Here is a 23,538-nt window from a genome sequence, read left to right as displayed (position 1 = left end):
TTCCACAAAGGTACAACAAGCAATAGCTTGAACAACAAGTTCAAGAGGAAAGTCTGGGCTGCTGTGAAGTATGGTTCCATCTAACTGATGGCTAGGGTAACCTAAGGGAAAGTGCAACAGAAAGTAAACTACCTCAATCTTGGTTAGATATGAGGAAAAGGTGAAACGGTGGGGTAAGAGCCTACCAATGTTTTGAGTAATCTTAACAGTTATGTAAACCCAACCAGGCAGCAAGAAGAGATGGTATAAACTTCACGATGATGGCTCTTCGCTAGATTGATTTAGTAATAAATCAAGTAGATAAATTATTGCTTACTACAAAACTCAGCTTATCGTTGTACCTTTTACTCGATTTAATCCCTTTAAATAAGACTTTTACATATAAGGTACACTCAAAAGTACACCTTGATACTAATAATTATCACTTTTTATCATCATAATTCGCCAATTCACACTTAAAGTGCAACATCTTCATCAAAATTATTCTATGCCGATAATTTAGCTATTTCGTCTTTAATATAACTTATTTCAGGAATATTAATATTTTTAAATAACATCCCCTTTGCCCTTTTTATATCATAATGAAATAATAATTTAAAAGAACATTGATCACTTTTATCTGTTTTACAAAACTGACAAAGTTTTTGCTGACTACATTTAGTATTTAAATTATCTAATATTGTTTTCATTTTAAGTATGAAAAACTCCATCATCCATTTTCCTTTAACTATAAATAATAAATTTTCGAATGTATTTGAAATACCTAGAGTTGATGCAAACTCATCTAGTTCAGCAATTTTCTCTGATAATTTCTCTTCATAATTATCCTTAAGTATTTGAATTATTGAATTTGAATATATATATTTTGAACTATAACTTATGTCACATTCAGATTTTAATGCATCAAGTGACACATAATATAAGTCAGATAAATCATTTTTAATGTCTTCAAACAAGGCTTCTTCTAAATTTAATGAATCAAGTAAACTACTAGATGCATTTGTTATTTGATGTATTAAGTATTTTACATTATGTTTATTAATAAAATGACTTTCAATTGAGTAATATTTTAAGACAAAAAGACCTTCCATATTTGTATCTAGATCCCCTCTAAAATCCCCAACATCTTTATCAATAATACCTAATATGTATTTTTTAACATCTACTCCATCAGCATTATCATTTATCTTTTTTAAACATTTTTTAACTCCATTACAACCAGATACTCCCTCACTAATTAATAGGTTTTCACTTGCATATACTTCCATTTCTCTTTCTAATGATTTAATTATTTCTTCATAAAATGGCACATCATCACTACCTTCAACTATTATAATTGGAGTTGAACTCATTATCGCTTCAGTTAATAACTCATCTGCTTCATAAGTAAAATTTACAGACATTACTAAACTCGTTCTATTAGTAATTCAACTAAAGCATTAGGTGTTTTCTTAGCGATTAATGGACTATGCGAAGCAACAATAATTTGGGTGTTCGGAGCTAACTCATTAAGTAAAGTCATTAAAATTCTTTGCCATTTTATATTTAATGAAATCTCAGGTTCATCAATAAAAATAAAATCTCGATAACTACCTTCTATTATAATCAAAGATAAAAATGTAAAAATATGTCTTTCACCACTAGATAATATGTCAAGATTATAAGGAACATTATCAATTTCCACATTAATTGAATCATAATTAATTACAAGTTTTTTATTATCAGATAAAAATTTATTAAAATGTTCTACAAAAGTATTAATTGCACTTAATAATAGTTTTTCAACTTCAAGTTCTTTTATCATATTTTTAATCAATGTATATAATATTTCATTATTTATTAACTCAATAATATCTTTTTTTTCTTTTATTTGTTCTAATTTATTAATCATATTTTGTTTGAATGTATTCTCATCAACTCCATCATCTAGTGCTTCGATTAACCTGTCTTTATTATTAAATAAAGAATCTATAAATTCGCCATCCATTGCAAAAGTTTGATTAGCGTTATTATTATCTGTTTTCTCAAAAACAAATGTCAGAGTATCAAATAAAGCACTTTGAATTTGCTCTGTTGCAATATTTCTAGCTCTAATATACCTTTCTTGTAATAAATCTTCTATATTTGTCATTTTAATATTTTGTAAATATGCGTGCCTATCCTTAATTGATAGCTCATCTCTTTTAGCATATCTATTGGCTCTTCGAATATTAGTTCTTTTTAAAAATTCTGTCATTGATTCAGCAAATTCTCTCATATCAAGTTGCGTGTTAATAAAAGGTTTTCTATATCGAGGATGTCTTAGAAAATCCAAGATGTCTCTTGTATCAATTTTAAGAGAACTTGATACTACACCACGTTCAATACCAAATGAAAGAGAATATGTATCTGCTAATTCAGAACTATTAAATTCCGTCCAAAGATATCTAAAATTATTTTCCTCTAATTCATCAAAATTTTCATTAATTTTAATATTTACCACTTTTTTTTCTTCGTCAACTTTATAAATAATTTTAATCTTAGATATGTTTTTATTGTATAATGTTGATGAATCTTGTTTTAAAATAGCATTCATTATTTTTAAAAATGTTGTTTTTCCACTACCATTTTCACCATATATAATTGAAATATTACCATTTGCTAATTCTAAATCTAACATTCTATTATTTGATTGAAATCCATTTATAGTAACCCTAGATATTTTTATATTCTTTCTATGTTTTATCATACATTTAACCTTTTCAAATAAATTTGTATTTTTTGACTTTATAGTCTTTATTCTAACAAAATAATATCATGACAACTATTTTCTTATATTCTGTAGTTTATCAAATAAAATATTCATTTTACTTTACTGGAGTTGTAACTTAAATTCAGATACTTTATTTTGATATTATTTCAAGCATATTATTTGCAGACTCTTCAAAACTTTTATTGACAGCTAACACAAATGAATAGGGAGTGTTGTCTTTTAATTCTTTTTTTCTATTGTATATAAAAACTTTTCTCTTCTTTCTATCTTTTTCTAAATAAAATTTTATCTTTAAAATTGCATACGATTTATCTTGTTCTACACTATTATAAATATCTGTTATCTCTGTTTTTAGAGTATAAGATATAGCTTTTTTATTTGTGATTGGATTTGTTTCTTGAAAAATATTACTGGTTTCAACTGCCTTTACTAAACTATCATAAATCATTTCAGAAGGTTTACTTATCCATTTATTGATAGCATATTCTTCATAGTGATATGCTTTTGTACTATACCATATTGAATAAGTATCAAAACTTTTTTTTATAAAAGGTTTTTTTATATATATTGTGTCTAACATAGGAGTATTTACACTATGTTTTGCATTAAAATCTATTGTATATTTATTTGTATGGATAGCTTGTGTCTTTAAACTACATCCTGTAAAAAAGCTTATAACAACTACAAAAAAAATTATTTTGAACTTATTTTTCATCTATCTCTCCTGGTCCATATTGAATTTTCTTTTGTTTCAAAAAAAGATCACTAGGACTCTCTTCTAATGAATGTAAAAGGTTTTCTGCTTCTAGTACAGTTTCATTTAAACTATTCAGAACCTCGTCTAAGTTATCTAAACTTTCACTTGTAATATTTTCAATATCAAATTTTCCATCTTTTAGCTCTTTTAAAAATTCATTCGATAACTCTTTGAAACTTTTAGCGCTACTATTTACACTCTTAAATGAGTTATTACTAGTATCAACTAAGTGAGAAATATTTTCTAATAATTGATCTATTTTTTTCTCATTTTTTACAAGATATTGGGTAAGTTGTTCTATATTTGTTGCACTTTTTTCACTTTTTATGAGTATATTTGAAAACCTATCAATATTTTGATTGTTGAGTACTTTATCTATTTGATTTAATACTTTCATAAACTTTTGGCTTATTATGTGAGTAGAATCAAAAAAAGAAACTAAATCCGATGCTTGTGAGTTAATCACTTTTATCCCTTGTTTGTTTTCTGCTAAAATTGGTGAATTTTGTGTACCACCTTTTAATTCTATATATTTCAAACCTGTGATTCCTAAGTTTCCTAATATAGCGTAATTGTCTACTTTTATAGGTGTTCCTTTTTTAATAAGAATATCTATTTTTATCTCTTCTGAATTGTTTGGATTAATTTTTATCTCATGAACATTTCCTACTTCAAAACCTTTATATTTTATAGAAGATCCGACACTAAGTCCTGAGATTGATTCTTTAAAATATACAGAATACTCATCAAATTTTTTTTGCTCGAAACCATATTTTCCTAACCAAAAAATAGTTGACAAAAGTAATATTATAAAAAGTATTATAAAAATTCCTATTTTAAAAAAATTAATTTTACTATCCATTTTAGCCCTTTTTATTTATCAGAAAATCTTTGATCTCTTTATTATTACTATTCATAGCTTCAGTAATATCTCCATCAAAAATTATATCTTTTTTTAGTATAATAAATCTATCAAGTACTGTTTTAATTGTGTCTAAGTCATGTGTTATTATGACAATTGTAATATCTAAAACATCTCTTAGATAAAGTATGAGTTGATTTATCATTTGTGTACTTGATGGGTCTAAACCACTCGTTGGTTCATCCAAAAACAAAATTTTTGGATCAAGTGCTAAAGAGCGAGCAAATGCAACTCTTTTTTTCATCCCTCCACTTATTTCAGAAGGATAAAGATTTGCACAGCTTTTAGGAAGTCCTACTATTTTTAAATTTGTATATGCAATCTTTTCAATAATATCATCAGATAAATCCGTATATTCTTTCAGTAAAACACTTATATTTTCAATTACTGTTAAAAAAGAAAACAAAGCACCAAACTGAAAAAGATATGAAAACTCTTTTTTAATCAAATGACTCTCTTCTAAACTTAACTTGGAAACATCTTTATCAAAGATTTTGATAGTTCCTTTTTGAATAGTATTTAGCATCACAATTTGTTTAACTAAAACAGATTTTCCAGAACCACTCCCTCCTAAAATTCCAAATATCTCTTTTGATTGTATAGAAAAGGAGATATTTTCATGAACAATATTAGTTCCAAATTTCGTTGAAAGATTCTCTACTTTTACAAACTTCATCATATGCCAATCTCTGTAAAAATAACAGAAAAAATAGCGTTCAAAGCAATAACAGAAAAAATCGCATTTACAACACTCAAAGTGGTATATTTTCCAATACTTGTAGTATTATTTTGGACTTGAAATCCCCTATAACATCCTATAACTGCAATTGCGATACCAAAAAAAACTGCTTTTATTATACCTATCAAGAAATGTTTCAATGCAACTTCTGATTCAATTCTATGAATAAAATCCATAAATGATACATTCAAATCAATATTAGCAATGAGCATTCCTCCTAATATACCAATAACATCTGCAAAAAAAACCAATAGAGGTAAAGATATAACCAAAGCAAAAATACGGGGCAGTGTCAGAAAAAGAGTAGGCTCAAAATCCATTGTACGCATTGCATCAATCTCATCAGTTATTTTCATAGCCCCTATTTCTGCTGTAAACGCACTTGCAGTTCGTCCTGCAATAACTATAGCTGTAACAAGAGGTGCTATCTCTCGGAACATTGTAATTGTGATCATTTCAACTATAAAAATATTAGCACCAAATTTTTCAAGTTGGACTGCCCCTTGATAAGCAATAACCACTCCCACTAAAAAAGAGGTAGTCCCTACAATAAACAAAGCATTAATAGCTGATGTTTCAATATATTGAAACATAGCTTTAAGCCGTATTTTTTTTGGATTAATTAAAGAATAGATAAAAAAGAAGAAGAGTTTTCCTAAAAATTGTGTAAAATCTACAAAAGAGGAAAAGTAGTTAGAAACTTTTTGTTCTAAAATCTTAACAAACTTTTTTGTAAAAGTATTTTGCTCTTTCTTACTTAGTCTATTTTCTTGATAGTTTTTTTCATAAAATCTATATTTGGATTCAAATTTCTGTAGATTTTTTACAACAACTGTATTTTCTATAAACTTTCTAGTAAGTGAAATAATATAAATAAAAGAAGCACTATCACACTCATCGAGATTTGAAAAATCCAAAAATATCTTCATATTATTTGTAAGTTTAAGTTGGTTTATCTCTTCAATATTTTGACTTAGGGTATCTTTTGTCCAGTTATTTAATAATAATATTTCAAAAGTATCTTCTGATATTTGATTAAATTTAAAATTATTATGACTTTTCATGATACCCTTCATAAATTACTTTTTTGGTATACTATTTGTCTCTTTCTCAAATGAAATATGTAAAAAATGTTCTAATGAATCATCAAGAATCTCCAACCAAGGTTGAGGAAGTTCTGGCGCCATATTATTTGTTAAAGTAGAACGGTATGCCTTTTCTCTAAAACTCATAATACCACCTTTCTTATCTTTTTTCCACTCTTTAAAAATATCACCTTGTTTTTCAACATGAAATTCAGGATAGTCAGTTGCATCTACCAACTCACGAATATAAGCAGCTTGAAAATCAATCTCTTCATTTACAGTTTGCACTTTAGAGTATGTGTCTAACCATATTTTTTCATCTTTTTCTCTTATATCTAACTTGGGTAATTCTATTTTTCCTAACATCACATCTCGTGCATACCAAGCTTGTGCATCAAACATATTAAAAGTAAAATACTGGTCTTGCATCCCTAAATAAATAAGTTGAGGATTTGATTGCCAAAAAACACCTTTATAAAGATTTTCAGGATATAAACAATTGTTTGTTTCGAGGCGTAATGGATCTGGCATAAATGGAAAATGAAAAAGATATCCTGTACACATTATAATAGCATCAAAACGCTTACTTGTACCATCTGCAAAATGAGCAATCTCATCTTCAAAATGAGTAATCAAAGGGGCCTCAGAGATACCCTCAGGCCAATCATAACCTAAAGCTTGTGTTCTATAACTAATTGTTATTGACTTTGTTCCATATTTGTAACATTGAGTCGCAATATCTTCGGCTGAATAACTCCCTCCAATTAAAAGAATCTCCTTATTTTTAAATTCTAAAGCATCACGAAAATCATGAGCATGTAAAACACGATTTGGAAAATCTTCTAACCCTTTAAAATATGGCATATTTGGTGTAGAGAAATGTCCTGTAGCAACCACTACATAATCAAAGTCGTTTACTTCTTGTTTCCCTGTTTTATGATTCATCACTGTAACAGTAAACATCTTCGTTTCATCATTAAAAGTTACCCAACGAACTGGACAATCAAATTTAATATATTGAGAGATATTTTGCTTATTGATACGACCTATGATGTAATCTTTTAAAACAGCTCTTGGGGGATAAGATGCAATAGGTTCACCAAAGTGTTCTTCAAACGAATAATCCGCAAACTCCAAACACTCTTTAGGACCATTTGACCATAAATAACGGTACATACTTCCATGAACAGGCTCTCCATGCTTATCTAGACCTGTTCTCCAAGTATAGTTCCACATACCACCCATTTCACTTTGTTTTTCATAACAAACGATTTCGGGTAAATTCTCTACTCCATTTAATCTTGCAGCTTCAAAAGCACGCAATTGTGCTAAACCACTAGGACCTGCACCTAATATAGCTATTTTTTTATTATTCAAATATTTTCCTTCTTTTATAAATCAATACTATTATAACATCTTTTTACTATAGTTCAAAAAATTGTATTATTGATAATTATGGCGTTCAAGAAATCTTTTTGCTTGAATATATCCATTGTCCTCAGCTTTTTGCATCCAGTAAATTCCCTTTTTTTTATCTACTTCAACACCATGTCCGTAATAGTAAAAATATCCTATATAATACATAGATAGATTATCTTTTTCTTTTGCACCTAAAAGGTAATATTTCATAGCTTTTTTATAGTCTTGATCTATTATTGTTCCAGCACGATAAAATTCTGCTAATTTTCTTTGTGCAAATTTATTGCCTGAGTCTGCTGATTTCTCTAATAACTCAAAAGATTTATCATAGTTTTTAGGAGTCCCTTCACCACTATAATACATCATAGATAAATTAAACTGAGCTACTGGATCATTCTTTTTTGCAGCTTCTGTATACCAATATATCGCTTTTTTATAATCTTTATCTACATTATTCCCAAAATAATAAAACTTAGCTAAATTATTTTGTGCAGCGATAGAGCCTTTATTTGCAGCTTTTTCGTACCAGAAAAGTGCATCTTTCATATACTTATCAGTTTGCTTTGATTCATAATACAAACCTAAATTAAGTTGTGCAACAGTATATCCTCGATTTGCTGCCATCTTATAATATTTCAGTGCTTGAGTAATATTTTTTTCTCTATTTATTCCATGTTCATACATATAGCCTAAATTATTTTGTGCTTCTACACTACCTAATGATGCAGCCTTATCATACCAGAAAAAAGCTTGTCCAAAATCTTGTTCAACAGCAATACCTTGGTAATACATCAGTCCTATGTTAAACTGTGCATCTACATCTCCATTAATTGCTTTTTGAAAATACTTTTCAAAAGTTAGTTTCTTTTCATATTTTTCATTAGCATTTACGATAAAAGTAAAACAAAAAATACACATGTATATAAATATTTTATGATACATAACTTATCTGATTGTAGTGTTAGTTTCTAAAACACTATCTTCTTCATCCCACTTAGGTTTTGTAATGTTAAAATCTCGTTTTTCGTATTCTGTGATTTTAAAACTCTGCATTGTTATATTTTTATCTTCAACTCCATCTTGTGATTCGGTTATCGGATTATGAATAATTTGCTCTTCTAACATCCTATTATTTTTTGTTGTAGGAATATAAGAGGTATTAATTTTGATTTTTTCTATATTTATATTTTGACTATTAGTAGAGGTATTCAAATCTATAAGGTCATATACTTCTGCATTATTATCCGACAAATCTATAAAATCACAAAAAACTTCATTAATATTATCATAACTACAACTTTCCCAATCTTTGTTCAATCCTATTAAATAATCTACTCTAGACCAAAACAGTTCATAGGCATTGCTAGTAAGTGGTATGTATGTTTTATCCTCATCATCTATCCCATAAGTTTGATACAAAGATAAAGTAGCTTTGAGGTTTTTATTAGTTTTATTTTGATCAACCACAAATAAAGAATGATCATTTCTTATCTTCATATCGTATATTCTATACACAGCTTTTGTTTTTGTTACATTAAGTTCATTTCTATAAGCATCTATAATAAAAGCATTTTTATCAGAAAGTGTAAAAACTCTTTTAGCTGCATGCAGTAATTGATCTTTTGTAATATTATTATCAAAATATTTAGAACTACCTTTATATGGATCTTTAGAAGAACATCCCACTAACAAAAATATTGTTATAAAACTTATCATCAAAATGTATTTATAATTTTTTTTATCTACTTGTTGCATATAATCCCAACCTGCTTAATGTTTTATAATCACTATCTGATTTTACAAAATCACCTAAAATATATATATTATTCATCTCGCCATATAATATAATACTTTTTACTGCATGTTTTTTAACTCTATCACTATCAATATTACTGCAATAATCTTTATCTAATCGTATATAATCTATCTCTAACTTATTTAACTCATCGAGTGTAAAACTATCGAGTGTAAATCTTTTTAATAATATTTGTGAATCAAATTTATGAATAATCTCACTCAAGCTTTTAAAACGCTCTAAATTTTCTTTTGCATTTAAAGCTGTTACACTAAAAATAAGATTATTTTGTGCAATCTCATTATAGAGTAAAATTCCCTCAAGCCATGATAAAAACTTTCTATCAGTTAAAGATTTCATAGAAAGATTGATGGCAATTTTATATTTTATTTTTTCATCTTTTAGATAGTTCAACACTTTTTCAATTAAAATTTTATCAAACTCAGAAGAGAGTCCTAACTTTTCTGCTACAGAAATAAAAATACCTATAGGGAACATCTCATAAGTGTTAGTATCTAAAATAATAGGAGATGCATCTTGCATAATTATTTTATTATCACTATCCATTTCAAATGTATCATAAATAAATCGAATCGTAAAATCTTCTCTTTGGATTATATCTTGTACAATCACTTCCATTTTTTTAGTTTTTTCTAAAAGTTCTGCATTATCTGAAATAACAAAAAGTTCTTTTTTATTTTTAAAACATTGCATATAAGATTCATGTGCACTTCTTAGAATAGAATCAGCTGTACCATAGTTATCAAATGGAGTAGCTCCAAAATAAACAACATCACCGTCAATTAAATATTTTCCCTTTATATGATCTTGTAAAGAATGAGATATTTTATAAAGCATACTTTTAAGTTCTTCTAAATTATCCAAATCAATAATCAAAGCAAATTCAGCACCATAAAATCTATAGACGCTACTTTTTATTTTAGGAAATTTTTTTAATAACTGCACTATTGTATGTCCAAACTCTTTTATAAGATTGTTTGCATCATTACTTCCATTTTTGTTTGCATACTCACCAAGATTATTGATTTTCCCTAAAATAATGTAGCCACTCTTATTTGAAATAAACATAGATCTTATCTCTTTGTCAAAAACTTTTTTATTTGAAAGTCCTGTTATCTCATCTATTAAATCTTTACGAGCTAAAAGTTCTCTGTTTGTATTCAATTCGTTTGTTAAACTTGCTACTTTTTTTGACATAAGTTGAAGTTTTTTAAATATAGAATCAGTATGTAATAATTTTGTATGTATATTTTCTAAACGCACATATTTATTATTTAAAATATCTGTAACATACTCAGCAATTTTTTCAAAAGGTTTTTCAATATCTTTTTTTAATACTTGTGTATAAAATAGATATAAAATAACAAGAGTAATCAAAAATAAACTTAAAGAATAGATAAATATTTTTTTGATAAATAAAATAGTTTGATCAATCAAAGCATTTTTATTTAAAATATATGTAACCTCCACAAAAGGTTTTTTTTCATACTCTATCATAAGTTTTTTATTTACTTCAATATTTTTAAATGTTACAAAATTATGCATCCAAGATTTTTCAGAAATATTTATATCTGCTAATTTCTCATGTTTTATTTGTTTATAAAAAGATAAATTAGATGTAGAGTTGTACACATTCCCATCATTGTATGATTGAAACTTAACAGGAACATTTTTTGTTGTATCAAAAAAAACATTTGGAATAAATTCATATATATTGTCAGTGAGTTTGTTAATCTTTCCATATTTATAATCTGTTGTTACATCACTTAGTTTATAGTTAATATTATTTATTTTATTTGAATTTAGCACGAGAGCTTTTTTTGAAAATACAAATCGTTTATATTTTAGTTCTATCTCTTTTAAAACCTCTATGCTTAAAAAAGTTTTTATAGAAGAATCAATTTTTTTAAAATCATTATCTATAGTTGTATTTTGCAATAACTCTTGCATATAGATAAAAGTACTATAGTTTTGCTTTTCAAATTTAGAAACAGCATCACCTTTTATATCTTCAAAATATATAAAAAAAGTTATGAAAAATGTTATAACAAAAGCAATAACTAAAAATAAAAATGATTTTATGATTGACATATTATTTCACTTCCAACTTACTAGATTTAGTGTTATACTTCCAATAAAGGTTTTGTTTATTTGAAATTTTTTCTACTCTTGGTTTGTTTCTTTTTAATTCATAAGGGAGATTTTCTATAGCATTAAGAGCCTCTTCTTCTGATAAGAAAACTCCACTTACTGCTTTAAAATAAGTTTTTTCTTTACCAAACTTAAAAAGAAATAAATCCAATTTAGAAGCATATTTATTTTCAAATTTATTTGCATCTTGCTCATAAAATAAAGTAGCTAAATTAATAGTATAATACTCTTTTGAAGCACTTAAAAACTTCTCTTTAAAACTTGCCTTATCCTTAACTTGAGTCTCTTCGATAAAAGGTTCAATTATATTAGATGGTATATCATCATTATGATATTTTTTATATAAATTTTGTTTTGATTCAATAATTTCTATAATAGGTTCATATCTATTTTTTATACTTTCTAATTGCATTAAGCTTTCATTAGCTTCTTCATAAGTTTTAAATACACCATAAAGTACTTTCACCCACTCTTTTTCTTCTCCATAAGAAAAAATAAAACTATTTTCATATATTTTTTCGTTAGTCACCAATTTTTCAGCTTCATTCATTGAAGATAGTGATGTGATATTAATTGTATAATATTCTTGAGGTGCATTTAGAAAACTTCGTTTAAATACTGAATTTGTACTAAATACTTTTTTCTTTTTAACCTTTTTTTGTAACTTTTTCTTCATAAAATTATTATGTTCTGTTTTAATATCTTTGATAGGTAATACTTTTGTGTCAACTTTTGTTATATTTAAATCTTCAACAGATTGATATGCTAACTCTTCTGTATCAAAAATATTATATGCAATATTAGACTTCACCGTATTATTTATTAATGTATCAAAGATAAAACTATTTGTTGATATATTATTTTCTTTTGCAAAATCTAAAGCTTGATAAACTTTGTCAAAATAGTATATCCAGATAGTCCATTTATTCTCATCTATAGTTAAAAACTTGTTCTCAAATGCTAAAAGTTCATCAAGTTTATCTTTTTTTACTATTTTAATTTGACCTATTGTCACATTATTTTCGATATTGTCACTTGTATTTAAATCTGACAAACTCACATTTAGGTCTGTACCTGTACTTACATTATGTTCCATTACACTTGTCGTATCATCTTCTACAATATCATTTAGAGTGATATTGTTATCTTCATTTTTCTTTTTAGTTCTTTGTTTAAGTTCACTTTTTAATAAGTTTTTATAATCACTTCGAGTAAAGTCAATATAATTATCTGCATCTATATCTAATCTAAAAAAACTTAATAGTGTTGCTGTGCTATCTAAAAGTTTAAAGTAATCAGTAATAGTACTTTTTTTATTATTGATAAGTTCTGTTTGTGCTGAATTCAGTTGTCTTTGTCCTTGAAGAAGCTCTTGAAGATCTTGTTCACCTAATTTGAAACCATCCCAATATGCTTCTACCATATCTTCTGAAGCGGCAACTTCTTCTTTTTTACTTTCAATCGCATTAGTAATTGAAATGATTGATCGATGAAGTTTAGATAAAGACCATTTTAACTTTCTGATCTCCTCTTTTTTTCGAAATCGCAACTCTCTAATTTTTGAATTTATTAATAAAATCTGATTTTTATCTTTTCCTTTATTATAAAAATTATACGAAAATATCATTTGTGCTTTATAATTTTCTTCATCAGTTTCATAATCTTCTTGATCAACTATATCTTCAGCAGATAATTCTAAATCTATCTGCGGTTTAAATGAAGCAGTTGCTTTTAAAAGGTTCATTTTTTCTGCAGCTATATTTAAATCATAGTTTTTTATTGTTATATTATTTTGAATCGCTTTTTCAACTATTTCTTCAAAGTCGTCAACTGTAGTATCAAAACTCTCTTCAAATGGAAATGTTTGCGTAAATTTATCACCTACAACATATTCATAATATTCTAAAGACTCATTAAATTTTGATTGTACTCGAATGAGTTTTGATTCAGCATTTGACACATTTGCTTTTATATTACTTAAATTTCCAATAGAAGTTGCACCTGATTCATACTTAATATTTACTATTTCTAAAATTTCATTTAAACTTTCCATATTCTGAAGATTGACATTGAATGATTGAAAATTAAAAAGAACATCAAAATATGCTTTAATAGCATTTTGAATCTCTTTTGCAATGGTTAAACGATAATTGTTTTTTTCTACTTCATATTTTTTTTCAAGATTTTTAATATTGGCAGAAGTTTCTCCACCTTCATAAAGATTTTGACTTAGCGTTAGTTTATAACTTTCATCATTATAAAACTTTTTTTCTTCATCATTATCTCCAGGTCTTGAATCTGTTCGTGAAATTTTGTAAGTACCATTTAATGACGGTAAATATTCAGCTTTGGCATTATCTATTTTTATTTTTGCTTGTCTTACCTTTTCTCTTGCTGCTTTCGCATTATTACTTTGAGCAACTGTTTCTAATACTACATCTATCAAAGATACTTTTATATATTCATCAGTATCTATAATCCTTGTGTTTAAATTAGTCACAGTACTTTTAATAGTAGATTTTGTTTCTGACAAATTGCTTAAAGGAGTTTCTATATTATTTCCAGAAACTATACAAATTATTATTGTTAAAAGAAAAAGTATTTTATTCATTTTATCTGTTTACCTTAATTTCAATTAGTATATAACCTGATTCATTTTGGGGTAAAGATTCTTTATCTTTATCATCAATGAGTCTAATTCTCACATCACTTTTTTTATAATTTTGTTTTCTTATTAAATTCCGAACATTTAATGTTCTAGCAAGTGAAATTTGTTTTGCAACTGTTGCACTTAACTGATTTGTTGGCTCAAAAGATGATACAATTACCCTATGTTTTGGATATTTATTTTTCATTTTTACAATAAACTCTTTTATTTGAACAATAATCGGATCATCTGCAATAATCTCTTTATCTGCAAAATTTACTATCATAGTATTTTCTTTTTCCATTGTATTTTGTAAAGTCGTTTTATTGTCTTCAACTTGTACTAAATCTTGCCCCACTCTTTCTAGTTCTTTTTTTTCTTGAACTTCACTAATAATACTTGACTTCATAATTTTTTTCTCTTCAGACTTCTGAGCTTTTTGAAGTTTTTCAACCATATTTGCATGTGATGATGACTCTTGTACAACTTGATCTGTAGCAACTGTACCTGTATATGATACTTTAAATTTAAATTGAGCATAGTAACCTAAATTTACAATAAGAATTAACATAAATAATAATAAAACTAAAATAGTTGAAGAGAAGATATCCACAAAAGGTGGCCAGGGATTAAATTCTTCTAAACATCTTTTTTTAGCCATTATTTCTCAATTGTAGTGTTTTGGTTTGTTTCATTTTTAGTATTAAGATTATTTATTAATACCGACAACATTTCATTGTTTTTTTCTTGTAATTCAATAAGCTTTTTTACAGTTTTATTTTCATTCATTATAGCACCTGAAACCTCTTGTAAAGATTCCTCCATAATATTTGCATTTGAAAATTGATTGATATTTAACTCTTTTAAACCTGTAGATATCTCTTCAAGTATCATCATTTGTTTTTGAGTTGTTTCATTTCCATTATCTATACTTTCACTCAACATCCCAAACATCGCTTCATTTGATTTATTATACTTTTCCATTTGATTAGATAAAGCACTAATATTATCTACAAAAAGATCCATCATACCACCTGACATACTGTTTGCAGGTGCACCTGATGTATTATTAGTACCAAGAGAACCATCTTTGTTAAAAACTTGTCCCTCAACGATTTGACCTTTCATCCAATCATTAACATCTTCTAAAAAAATCGCTTCATTTCTTGTAAGTATATATCCCATAATACTTAAAACAATAGCCGATGCAACTCCAAACAAAGAAGAAGCAAATCCTATGGCCATACCACCTAATGGTTGAGCAAATCCTGCAATAACTTCAGCTAGATTGATATCACCTGAAAGTCCTAATATAATAGAACCCATCTCATCAATCGCTTTTAATAAACCGGTAAATGTCCCAAATAAACCTATCATCAAAACAGTACCTGTAAAAAAAGTAATATAAGTTTTTGTATTTGCAAATTTATCGTCTAACCACTCAGATACATCATCAATCTCTTGTTTTGAAAAAAATAAAACTTTTTTTCTTGCTCTATTTTGAAACATATTTGCAATATTGCGAGGAAATACTTTATTGATTCCTTGTAGATAAAACTCTAACTCTTTCCCTTTTTTATATCTTAAAATAGCAAAGGTTCCTGTCAACATAGTGAGTTGAAATGCTGCATTTATAATGATAATAAGACCAATTCCTAGAACTGTTACAATAGCAACATTAAAAGTAATTGTTGCCATAAAAAATGTTATGGCAGTATCAAAATTAGAATATACTATAAAAAATAAAAATATCCATAATACAAAATAAATTTTTAATATTTTAAGTCTTCTCACAACTTCCCCTAAAACATAAATAGCATAATAGAGATAACTAATCCTAATGCTACTGTTGTAACTGTTTTTGTCATATTATCCGCAAGATTCACAAAACCATCCTCTTTGTCAATAAATTCACCCAACATAACCATACCTATTTCTGCACCGTTTATGTCATTTATCGTTTTGTATGTTCTATAATAAATCCCATCTATTAAATAGTCATTTCTTGTCATACTTTTAAAGAGTTCTTTATCAATCTCTCTTATCGATGATGTAAATTTTGTATCATAAAATGATTGTTCAACAACATAATCATTTATCATATTTTTGTATTTTCCATTTTTAGTTTCAAGAGATATTTGAGACAGCATTTTTTTATCTAATAAAAAAACATATTCATCATTAATTTTACTAAAATCTTTTTTATAGTTATGTATTGATTCTTTTACTTCTAATACACCATAAACATTATCATCTTTGATAAGTGGTTGTAGATAAGTGTTATATACTCCGTCAGACATAACTTCAATACCATAAATAGTATTTTTTGACTTAATTACAGAGATAACACTTGACCGAAGAATAGCTTGATTACTACCGAGAGAATAGATAGAAACTTTGTAGTTATTTATACTTTGTTTTAAAAATTGTTCGTTTAGTTGTGTTTCAAAAGAGATAATATCTTCTAGTTTATTTGTTTCAATTTGTTGTAACAAATTATCGTTCATTGAGATAACTAAAGCAATCTTTTTAAACTCTTCTTGTTTTGCATCAAGTAAATTTGTTACTTTTAATTTATACTCTTTTGCCATACTTTGATAGACTTTTTCAGAAACATTACTTGTCATAGTGGTAATAAGATATATTGTTAAAATAATACCTATGATAGATACAACAGTAATTGTGGTAAACCACAAACCTTTATTTCTTTGAAATCTCTCTTTTAAACCTTGAAGATACTTTATAAAACTAAACATACTTTATATTCCTTAAACATATTGACCCACTATCATAGCAAAGCTTATATTATAAAAGAGTAAAATAATAAAAAAATAATATATTTTATAAAATTTATTCACATTAGTCGTAAATTAGTGCTCCCCTAGAGAATTTTTAGTAATATCTTTAAGTGGTTTTAGTAAATAATGCATTACTGTTCTTTTTGTCGTTAGTATATTAATATTTGCTATCATCCCCATCATAATTGGAGAATCATTATCAAACTGATAATCATTTGCTTGAATTTTTACTAAATAATAAGTATTTCCCATCTTATCCATTGTACTATCTGGTGCTATACCTATAAGTTTTCCTTTGAGTAACCCATATTTTGAAAAGTCATAAGATGTTATCTCTATAGACACATCTTGTCCTACCCATATCAATGCTCGATCAGATGTTTTTATTTTTGCTTCAATCATCAAATTATCTTCAAGGGGAGTAATCTCAGCCATTTTATCTCCAGCTTTCACAATACCATTTATTGTATGAAAATAAAGCATATTAATGACACCATTTACAGGGCTAACCACCTCTTTTCTTGTATCTCTGTCTTTATTTGCTTTATTTTTCTCTTGAAGTTTTTTGATCTCTACTTGAATCAAAGAGTACTGATCATATAATTTAGATTTTTCATCTGATTCTACTGTTTTAACTTTTCTTTGCCACTCTTTTATCTCTTCTTTTACTATAGGTATAGCACTTCGTACCTCTTCAATTTGTGTATAAATTCTTTGTTTTTTTGCAAGTTCTACAATATAGTTCTTTCTTGATGTAACTTTTTTCTTTAACAGATCTTCTTGTATAGACATATTTTCAGTGGCCAGTTGCAGTTCTATTGAAAGATTTTGAAACTTTGATTCAAGTTCATCCAGTTTATACTCTTTTTGTCTTAACTGATCTTGTGCAATTGCTATTTTATTTTTGTATTTACTTTTTTCTTCTCTAAATATATGCATCTCATTTTGAATAATACTTGGTAATAATCTTCTAAATGTATCACTATAAACCAACACATTTTTTTCATTAATCAAAGCTTGCAGTCGCAAAGCTTTTGCTTCGTATGCCATAAGTTCAATCGCTTTAGAGTTTAAATCAGCATCGAAATATTCATTTTCAAGTCTATATAATATATCACCTTTTTTGACATGATCTCCTGGACTTACCAAAATTTCAGAGATAATACCACCTTCAAAATGTTGCAAAACTTTTGTTTGTCCAGAGGGTATAACTTTTCCCTCTCCTCTTACAACTTCATCAATTTGACTAAAAGATGCCCATAAAATAAATAATGTAAAAAATAAAACAATAGGGATAACGAGAGGATAATAGTTCCATTTTTCCTCTTCTAAAAATTTATTCATTATATATTTGCCTTTTTATTATTTCCACTTAATGCTGCTAGAATTTTTTCTTTTGGACCATCTGCCACTATTTTCCCTTGGCTAAGAACGATTACTCTATCTACAAGATCAAGTGCAGAAAATCTATGAGTGATAACTATAACAGTTTTATCAGTAGCTATAACCGATTTCAGTTGATTTATAAGTGTTTTTTCTAAGCCAACATCAAGTCCTGAAGTTGGTTCATCAAGTATTAGCATCGATGGATCGTTGAGTATAGCACGAGCCATTGCTACAAGTTGTCGCTGACCCGTTGAAAGATTACTTCCTCTTTCACCTACTTGCAATCCATCCCCTTTTCCTGATTTTTTCACTAACTCTTCAAGTCCTGTGATACTTATTAGTTCCATCATTTTTTCTTTACTAATTGGTCTTGAAAGTTCAATATTTTCTTTAAGTGAACCATTAAATAAAAATGGTTCTTGAGGCATTACACCAATATTTTGTCTTATTTCTACAGGATGCATAGTAGAAGTATCGTGTCCATCAAAATATATAGACCCACTAGTTGGAGTATACAGTCCTGTTAAAAGTTTTAAAAGAGTACTTTTACCTGCTCCTGTTTGTCCAATAATACCGACTTTTTCCCCTTTATTTATCTTAAAGGAAACCTTATCTAAAGATGGGTATTTACTATCTTTAAAAAAGAAATCAACATCTTTAAACTCTATTTGCCCTTTAAGTTTTCCAATACCTACTTCTAACTCTTTTTGGCTTTCTATTGGAAGATGCCAAAAATTATTAATAGTATTTATAGATTCATTAATCTCTTTAAATCGTATCACCATCATTGATACATTGATCACAGGCACCATTGCCCTACTTGCTAAAATAGTAACAGCAATAAGTCCCCCTACACTCAAATTTTTAGCAGCTATTTCAAAAACACCAACTACAATAACAAACATGGTTACAAGTTGAATAACTGTTTGAGAAAGATTCATAGACAAAGCATTTAAAGATTGTATTCGTAAACTTATAGCATCAGAAAAAGCGACGATATTTCTCCAGTTAAAAAGCTTTGTGCTAGTTGCGTTTGTAAGTTTTATACTTTGACTACCTTGTATTGATTCTACTAAATAGCTTTGTTTAGACTGCATATTTTCAAGGTTTTTAGCACTAAGATTTGAAATAGGTATTTGAAGAAGTACATTAAATATCAGTATAAGAATCGCAGCTATTGTTGGTACAGCAGCAACAGCAGGAGATATCAAAAATATAACAAACAAAGCTATAAAAAAGAAAGGAAAATCAATCACTTGAACCAAAGACCGCGTAGCAAAAAACTCTCGTACTTGTTGTAACTCTCTAAAAAGATTAGCTTTGCTTCCTGTCATCATATCATCATATTGAGTTTGAATAAGTAATACTCTTTTCATCAACTCCTCTTCTAGATGAAGACCTAGCTTTTTACCTGTTTTTTCAATAATATAGTTCCGAACACTTTTAAATATCAAATCAAATATAAGTATAACACCAACACCAAGACTTAAAACAAATAATGTTTCAAAAGCACTATTAGGAACAACTCTATCATAAACACTCATAGTAAATAAAGGAACTGCTAGAGCAAAAAGATTGATAAAAAATGTTAAAATTCCTATTTCTATATATGAACGCCAAAAAGATTTTACAGGATCAAAAAACCAAGACTTTTTTTTCTCTTTATCTATATATTCTTTTTTCTTTTCATCTCTAAAAATAATGATAGCTTGCACATATTTCTTTAAAAGATTTTTTTCTATCTTTTTCTCTATTTTTTCGTAAGGATCATACAAATAAGCATTTTTTCCATCTTTTTTGAGATAAACCATAGGATGATTTTCAGCATCAAAAATAATACAAGGTAAAAAATAACTTGGTATCTCATCTGCAGTGATATCTTTTTTTATTGAGTAAAGTCCTAAATTTGATATCACCTCAGATACACAATTTTCATCAAAACCATTTTGCGTTTTTGGAGTAAAACTAGAGATAGTTTCAAGTGAAATATCACCATAATAAAAATCTAGTATAAATTTTGTAGCTATTAAAAGTGGATCAGATTGAAACTCACTATTTTTAGCTACTTTTTTTTGTTCATTCAATAACTATGCCTTATTTTTTTAATTTTAGTTTATATTCTTTATCCATTTTAGCAAAGAGTGATTGAAATACAGCTTCCCATATTCTATTTTGTTTTTGTCTAAATAGTTTCATAGAGGGATATAAATACGATGTATCACCTTTATTAAGCCATCGCCAGTCTGGATATTTTTGAAGAAGAGTATAAGTTTTTACTCCAATTGCCCCAGCTAAATGTGCTACACTTGTATCAGAACTGATTACTAAATCTAACTCTTTCATAAAAGAGGCTGTTTTTGAAAAATCCGAAAATTTGTCTGTGAAATCTATCATATCATTTTCATATCCATTGTGTTCTATTTGTTCACTTCCATAGCCTACTTGAAGCGAATAAATTTGGATTTTTGGATTTTTTATAAGAGGTTCAAAATGACTTAGGTCAAATACTTTACCATCATAGCTCTCCCCTGTTGCAGAAGCAGACCAACAAAGTCCTATTTTGATTTTGTCGTTTTGGAGTTGAAACTCTTCATCTTTTTCTACTTTAAAGTAAGGTTCAGTTGGAAAATCACTAAAACCTCGTACATCTAAGATATAAGCTAAACTCATAATAGGAAGATGTAAATCAAAGCTTGGTGTATTTTGCTCATCTCGACCTACAACTATATCAATACACTTCATACTCTCAAACAGTGTTTTAAGTTCATCTCGACACTCTATTGCTAAAGTACACCCAAGAGCTTTAAGTTGTGGCAAAAACCTAGCATACATAATACTATCACCAAACCCCTGTTCACTATGTACAAGAAGAGTCATCCCTTTTATATCTTCACCTTTTTTCATCATAGGTTTTGAAAATATATGTTTATGTTTGTATATATGAGATTGCATCTCCTCTTTTCTAAAACGCCACTCATACTCTTCTAAACCATGAATAAAATCACCTTTAGATAAATACACCGTTGACAAATCAAAATGAGCATTTTCAAAATCTGGTTTTAATTCTATAGCTTTTTTATAACTTTTAATAGCTTTATTCGTAAAGCCTAGGTTTTTATAAGATGTCCCTAAATTACTGTACGCATTGTATCCATCTGCTTCCAGTTCTATTGACTTTTCATGACACTTTGAAGCTTTTTTATACTCATGTAGTTTATTAAATACATTTCCTAAGTTTGTATACGCACCACTATGTTTAGGCATTTTTTCTATAGCAGTTTGCAAAGACTTTATCGCTTCTTCATATTTTTTTGCTTTATTTAAAGCTGCTCCCATATTACTATATACTTCATAATAACTAGGGTCAGTATCAAGAGCTATTTGAAATATTTTTGCACTTTTATCATAGTTTTTTTCTTTATATAAAATTACACCAATATTATTTATAGCTTTTGCAAATTTGGGATTAACTCTTACTGCATTTTTATATGCCATAATCGCTTTTTTAGTATCGCCAAGTTTTTCGTATAAAATTCCTAAATTATTAAAGGCATTGTAATTTAATGGATATATTTTTACACCATAAAGGTACAATTTTATAGCTTCATTATATTTTTTTTCATCAATAGCTTTTCTTGCTTTTTGTAAAATTATTTGACTATTTTGAAGAATTTGTTTCATTTTTGTATTTTTATACAAAGCCTCAAAAGTATGCTTAGAGATATATTCATTTCCAGCACTTACAGGAAGTTTTTGTTTTATTTCTAATTCAAAAAAATCTTCTAATACTGAGAATATATCTAATTTATTCGATACCCAACCCTTGTTTGTTGGAATTGCTGTTTGAATGTTATTCAAAACAAAAAAACTTCCATTTTCTTTTAGTGAAGACTGAATCAATGCTATATCAGATACAGGATCAATACAATGTTGCAGAACCCAAACAGCTAAAGCAGTATCAAACCTCACACCTTGAAATATCATATTTTTATATTGTTTTGGCGAAATAGCTTGGAATTTATTTGAATTCACATATTGGGTTGCATGTTCTCTCATTGTTGGACTAATATCAACTCCAACTACTCTACATCCAAATTTTTCAATAAGTTCTTTTGAAAGTCTTCCTATACCGCACCCAAAATCAACTACTAAACTCTCCCCGTTAAAAGAGATTTTGTTTGAGATAGAGTCTATTAAATATGGCGTTTCATTTTCCCATCGTACTTCACTCGTAATATTTTTCTCATGTGTGAGTATTATTCTTTTTGCTTCATCCAAATCTTTTTTGTTAAAAATATTTGGATTGTATTGAGTATAATTTTGATTCATATATGCTAAAGACAATAAAGTCTTTTCCCCTTTTTACTTAGTTTGAAAAATTTTTTGGAAATTATTTAAAGATTTTGTATGTGCATCTATCACACTCATCCACCCTTTTTTTGCCCAAAGTGCAAGTGTAGCATCATCTAATTTAAGTAGTTCATCTCTATTTATAACATAAAACTCTTCTAAAATTATTTTTTCATCACCATTTACATTCACTCTGAAATCTTTTTTTACAAGTAAATCTTTTTTTTCTAATTCTTTTACTATTATTCTACTTATTTCTCTTTTATTATTCAAAGCTCGTACTTGTTCGATTTTTTGGTTGGCTAACTCTTCTAGTTCAGCTTTCTGATTAAGTATAGTATTCTTTTTATTTTTTCCTACATACTCATCATTTGTATCAATTGCAATAACTGTATTCAAGTTTTCATCTGTATCTTTTATTATAATATTAAAAAATGGATATGTTTTTACAAAGTTTGCTATATATGCTGTGTTATTATTATAAATATTTACCTCTTTTGAAATCCCTGTAAAAGCTACAAACTCTTTATTATCTCCTGCACTTATAAATACTGGTGCAAAACAACTCATATCTAAAATTTCATCAACTCCAACAGGAACAACACCAATATTTTTTGCCACTACATCAAAAGATATTTCATCAAATTTAATACCATTATGTTTCTTTTTGTCTAATACTTCTATATTTTTATACATTTTATTTCCTTTTTTTTGTT

18 protein-coding genes and 1 other RNA gene are annotated in these 23,538 nt (G+C 27.4%); 1 reads left to right on the top strand and 18 read right to left on the bottom strand.

Features of this window, described 5'->3' with window-relative positions; genetic code table 11:
* The first annotated feature begins 7 nt into the window (after nucleotides 1-7).
* An RNA gene (rnpB, locus tag ACMCMH_RS10175) (RNase P RNA component class A) lies at nucleotides 8-348 on the top strand.
* A 137-nt stretch (nucleotides 349-485) separates the two neighbouring features.
* On the opposite strand, the gene ACMCMH_RS10170 is transcribed toward rnpB, so the two are convergent.
* The 18 genes from ACMCMH_RS10170 to ACMCMH_RS10085 all read right to left on the bottom strand — a co-directional run bounded on the left by ACMCMH_RS10170 (nucleotide 486) and on the right by ACMCMH_RS10085 (nucleotide 23,518).
* On the bottom strand, nucleotides 486-1,403 hold the full coding sequence (locus ACMCMH_RS10170; RefSeq protein WP_412725209.1) for a hypothetical protein: 918 nt from the start codon (nucleotides 1,401-1,403) through the stop codon (nucleotides 486-488).
* Between the two features lie 2 nt (nucleotides 1,404-1,405).
* Nucleotides 1,406-2,728, bottom strand: a complete 1,323-nt coding sequence (locus tag ACMCMH_RS10165; protein WP_412725207.1) for an AAA family ATPase — start codon at nucleotides 2,726-2,728, stop codon at nucleotides 1,406-1,408.
* Nucleotides 2,729-2,882: 154 nt separating this feature from the next.
* A complete protein-coding gene (locus ACMCMH_RS10160) occupies nucleotides 2,883-3,467 on the bottom strand; it encodes a hypothetical protein (protein ID WP_412725205.1) in 585 nt (194 codons plus the stop codon).
* A complete protein-coding gene (locus ACMCMH_RS10155; protein WP_412725203.1) occupies nucleotides 3,457-4,371 on the bottom strand; it encodes an MlaD family protein in 915 nt (304 codons plus the stop codon). Before ACMCMH_RS10155 ends, ACMCMH_RS10160 begins: the two co-directional genes overlap by 11 nt.
* Before the next feature lies 1 nt (nucleotide 4,372).
* Complete coding sequence (locus tag ACMCMH_RS10150; protein ID WP_412725201.1) at nucleotides 4,373-5,107, bottom strand: ABC transporter ATP-binding protein; 735 nt, start codon at nucleotides 5,105-5,107, stop codon at nucleotides 4,373-4,375.
* Complete coding sequence (locus tag ACMCMH_RS10145; protein ID WP_412725199.1) at nucleotides 5,107-6,234, bottom strand: MlaE family ABC transporter permease; 1,128 nt, start codon at nucleotides 6,232-6,234, stop codon at nucleotides 5,107-5,109. The genes ACMCMH_RS10150 and ACMCMH_RS10145 overlap by 1 nt, the downstream gene beginning before the upstream one ends.
* A 15-nt stretch (nucleotides 6,235-6,249) precedes the next feature.
* Nucleotides 6,250-7,632 (bottom strand): NAD(P)-binding domain-containing protein, encoded by a 1,383-nt coding sequence (locus ACMCMH_RS10140; RefSeq protein ID WP_412725197.1) that lies wholly within the window; start codon nucleotides 7,630-7,632, stop codon nucleotides 6,250-6,252.
* Nucleotides 7,633-7,698: 66 nt separating this feature from the next.
* A complete protein-coding gene (locus ACMCMH_RS10135) occupies nucleotides 7,699-8,592 on the bottom strand; it encodes a hypothetical protein (RefSeq protein ID WP_412725195.1) in 894 nt (297 codons plus the stop codon).
* Nucleotides 8,593-8,619: 27 nt separating this feature from the next.
* Nucleotides 8,620-9,429 (bottom strand): hypothetical protein, encoded by an 810-nt coding sequence (locus tag ACMCMH_RS10130; RefSeq protein WP_412725193.1) that lies wholly within the window; start codon nucleotides 9,427-9,429, stop codon nucleotides 8,620-8,622.
* Nucleotides 9,413-11,581 (bottom strand): EAL domain-containing protein, encoded by a 2,169-nt coding sequence (locus ACMCMH_RS10125; protein WP_412725191.1) that lies wholly within the window; start codon nucleotides 11,579-11,581, stop codon nucleotides 9,413-9,415. Before ACMCMH_RS10125 ends, ACMCMH_RS10130 begins: the two co-directional genes overlap by 17 nt.
* Before the next feature lies 1 nt (nucleotide 11,582).
* Complete coding sequence (locus tag ACMCMH_RS10120) at nucleotides 11,583-14,252, bottom strand: TolC family protein (protein ID WP_412725189.1); 2,670 nt, start codon at nucleotides 14,250-14,252, stop codon at nucleotides 11,583-11,585.
* Between the two features lies 1 nt (nucleotide 14,253).
* On the bottom strand, nucleotides 14,254-14,949 hold the full coding sequence (locus tag ACMCMH_RS10115) for a hypothetical protein (protein ID WP_412725187.1): 696 nt from the start codon (nucleotides 14,947-14,949) through the stop codon (nucleotides 14,254-14,256).
* A complete protein-coding gene (locus tag ACMCMH_RS10110; RefSeq protein WP_412725185.1) occupies nucleotides 14,949-16,082 on the bottom strand; it encodes a hypothetical protein in 1,134 nt (377 codons plus the stop codon). The genes ACMCMH_RS10115 and ACMCMH_RS10110 overlap by 1 nt, the downstream gene beginning before the upstream one ends.
* Before the next feature lie 8 nt (nucleotides 16,083-16,090).
* The gene (locus ACMCMH_RS10105; protein ID WP_412725183.1) at nucleotides 16,091-17,044 is read right to left on the bottom strand and encodes a hypothetical protein; all 954 of its coding nucleotides are present in this window, start codon (nucleotides 17,042-17,044) and stop codon (nucleotides 16,091-16,093) included.
* Nucleotides 17,045-17,158: 114 nt separating this feature from the next.
* Complete coding sequence (locus ACMCMH_RS10100; RefSeq protein WP_412725181.1) at nucleotides 17,159-18,430, bottom strand: HlyD family type I secretion periplasmic adaptor subunit; 1,272 nt, start codon at nucleotides 18,428-18,430, stop codon at nucleotides 17,159-17,161.
* A complete protein-coding gene (locus ACMCMH_RS10095) occupies nucleotides 18,430-20,556 on the bottom strand; it encodes a type I secretion system permease/ATPase (protein WP_412725179.1) in 2,127 nt (708 codons plus the stop codon). The genes ACMCMH_RS10100 and ACMCMH_RS10095 overlap by 1 nt, the downstream gene beginning before the upstream one ends.
* 10 nt (nucleotides 20,557-20,566) lie before the next feature.
* On the bottom strand, nucleotides 20,567-22,816 hold the full coding sequence (locus tag ACMCMH_RS10090; RefSeq protein ID WP_412725177.1) for a tetratricopeptide repeat protein: 2,250 nt from the start codon (nucleotides 22,814-22,816) through the stop codon (nucleotides 20,567-20,569).
* Nucleotides 22,817-22,834: 18 nt separating this feature from the next.
* Nucleotides 22,835-23,518, bottom strand: coding sequence for a SapC family protein (locus ACMCMH_RS10085; RefSeq protein ID WP_412725175.1), 684 nt, complete (start codon nucleotides 23,516-23,518; stop codon nucleotides 22,835-22,837).
* Between the last annotated feature and the right edge of the window lie 20 nt (nucleotides 23,519-23,538).

Source organism: Arcobacter sp. 15-2, from assembly GCF_047159865.1.
In the GTDB taxonomy this organism is placed as follows: domain Bacteria; phylum Campylobacterota; class Campylobacteria; order Campylobacterales; family Arcobacteraceae; genus JAIOSF01.
The sequence above is the reverse complement of the archived record's forward strand: the minus strand, read 5'-3'. Positions and strand labels throughout refer to the sequence as shown.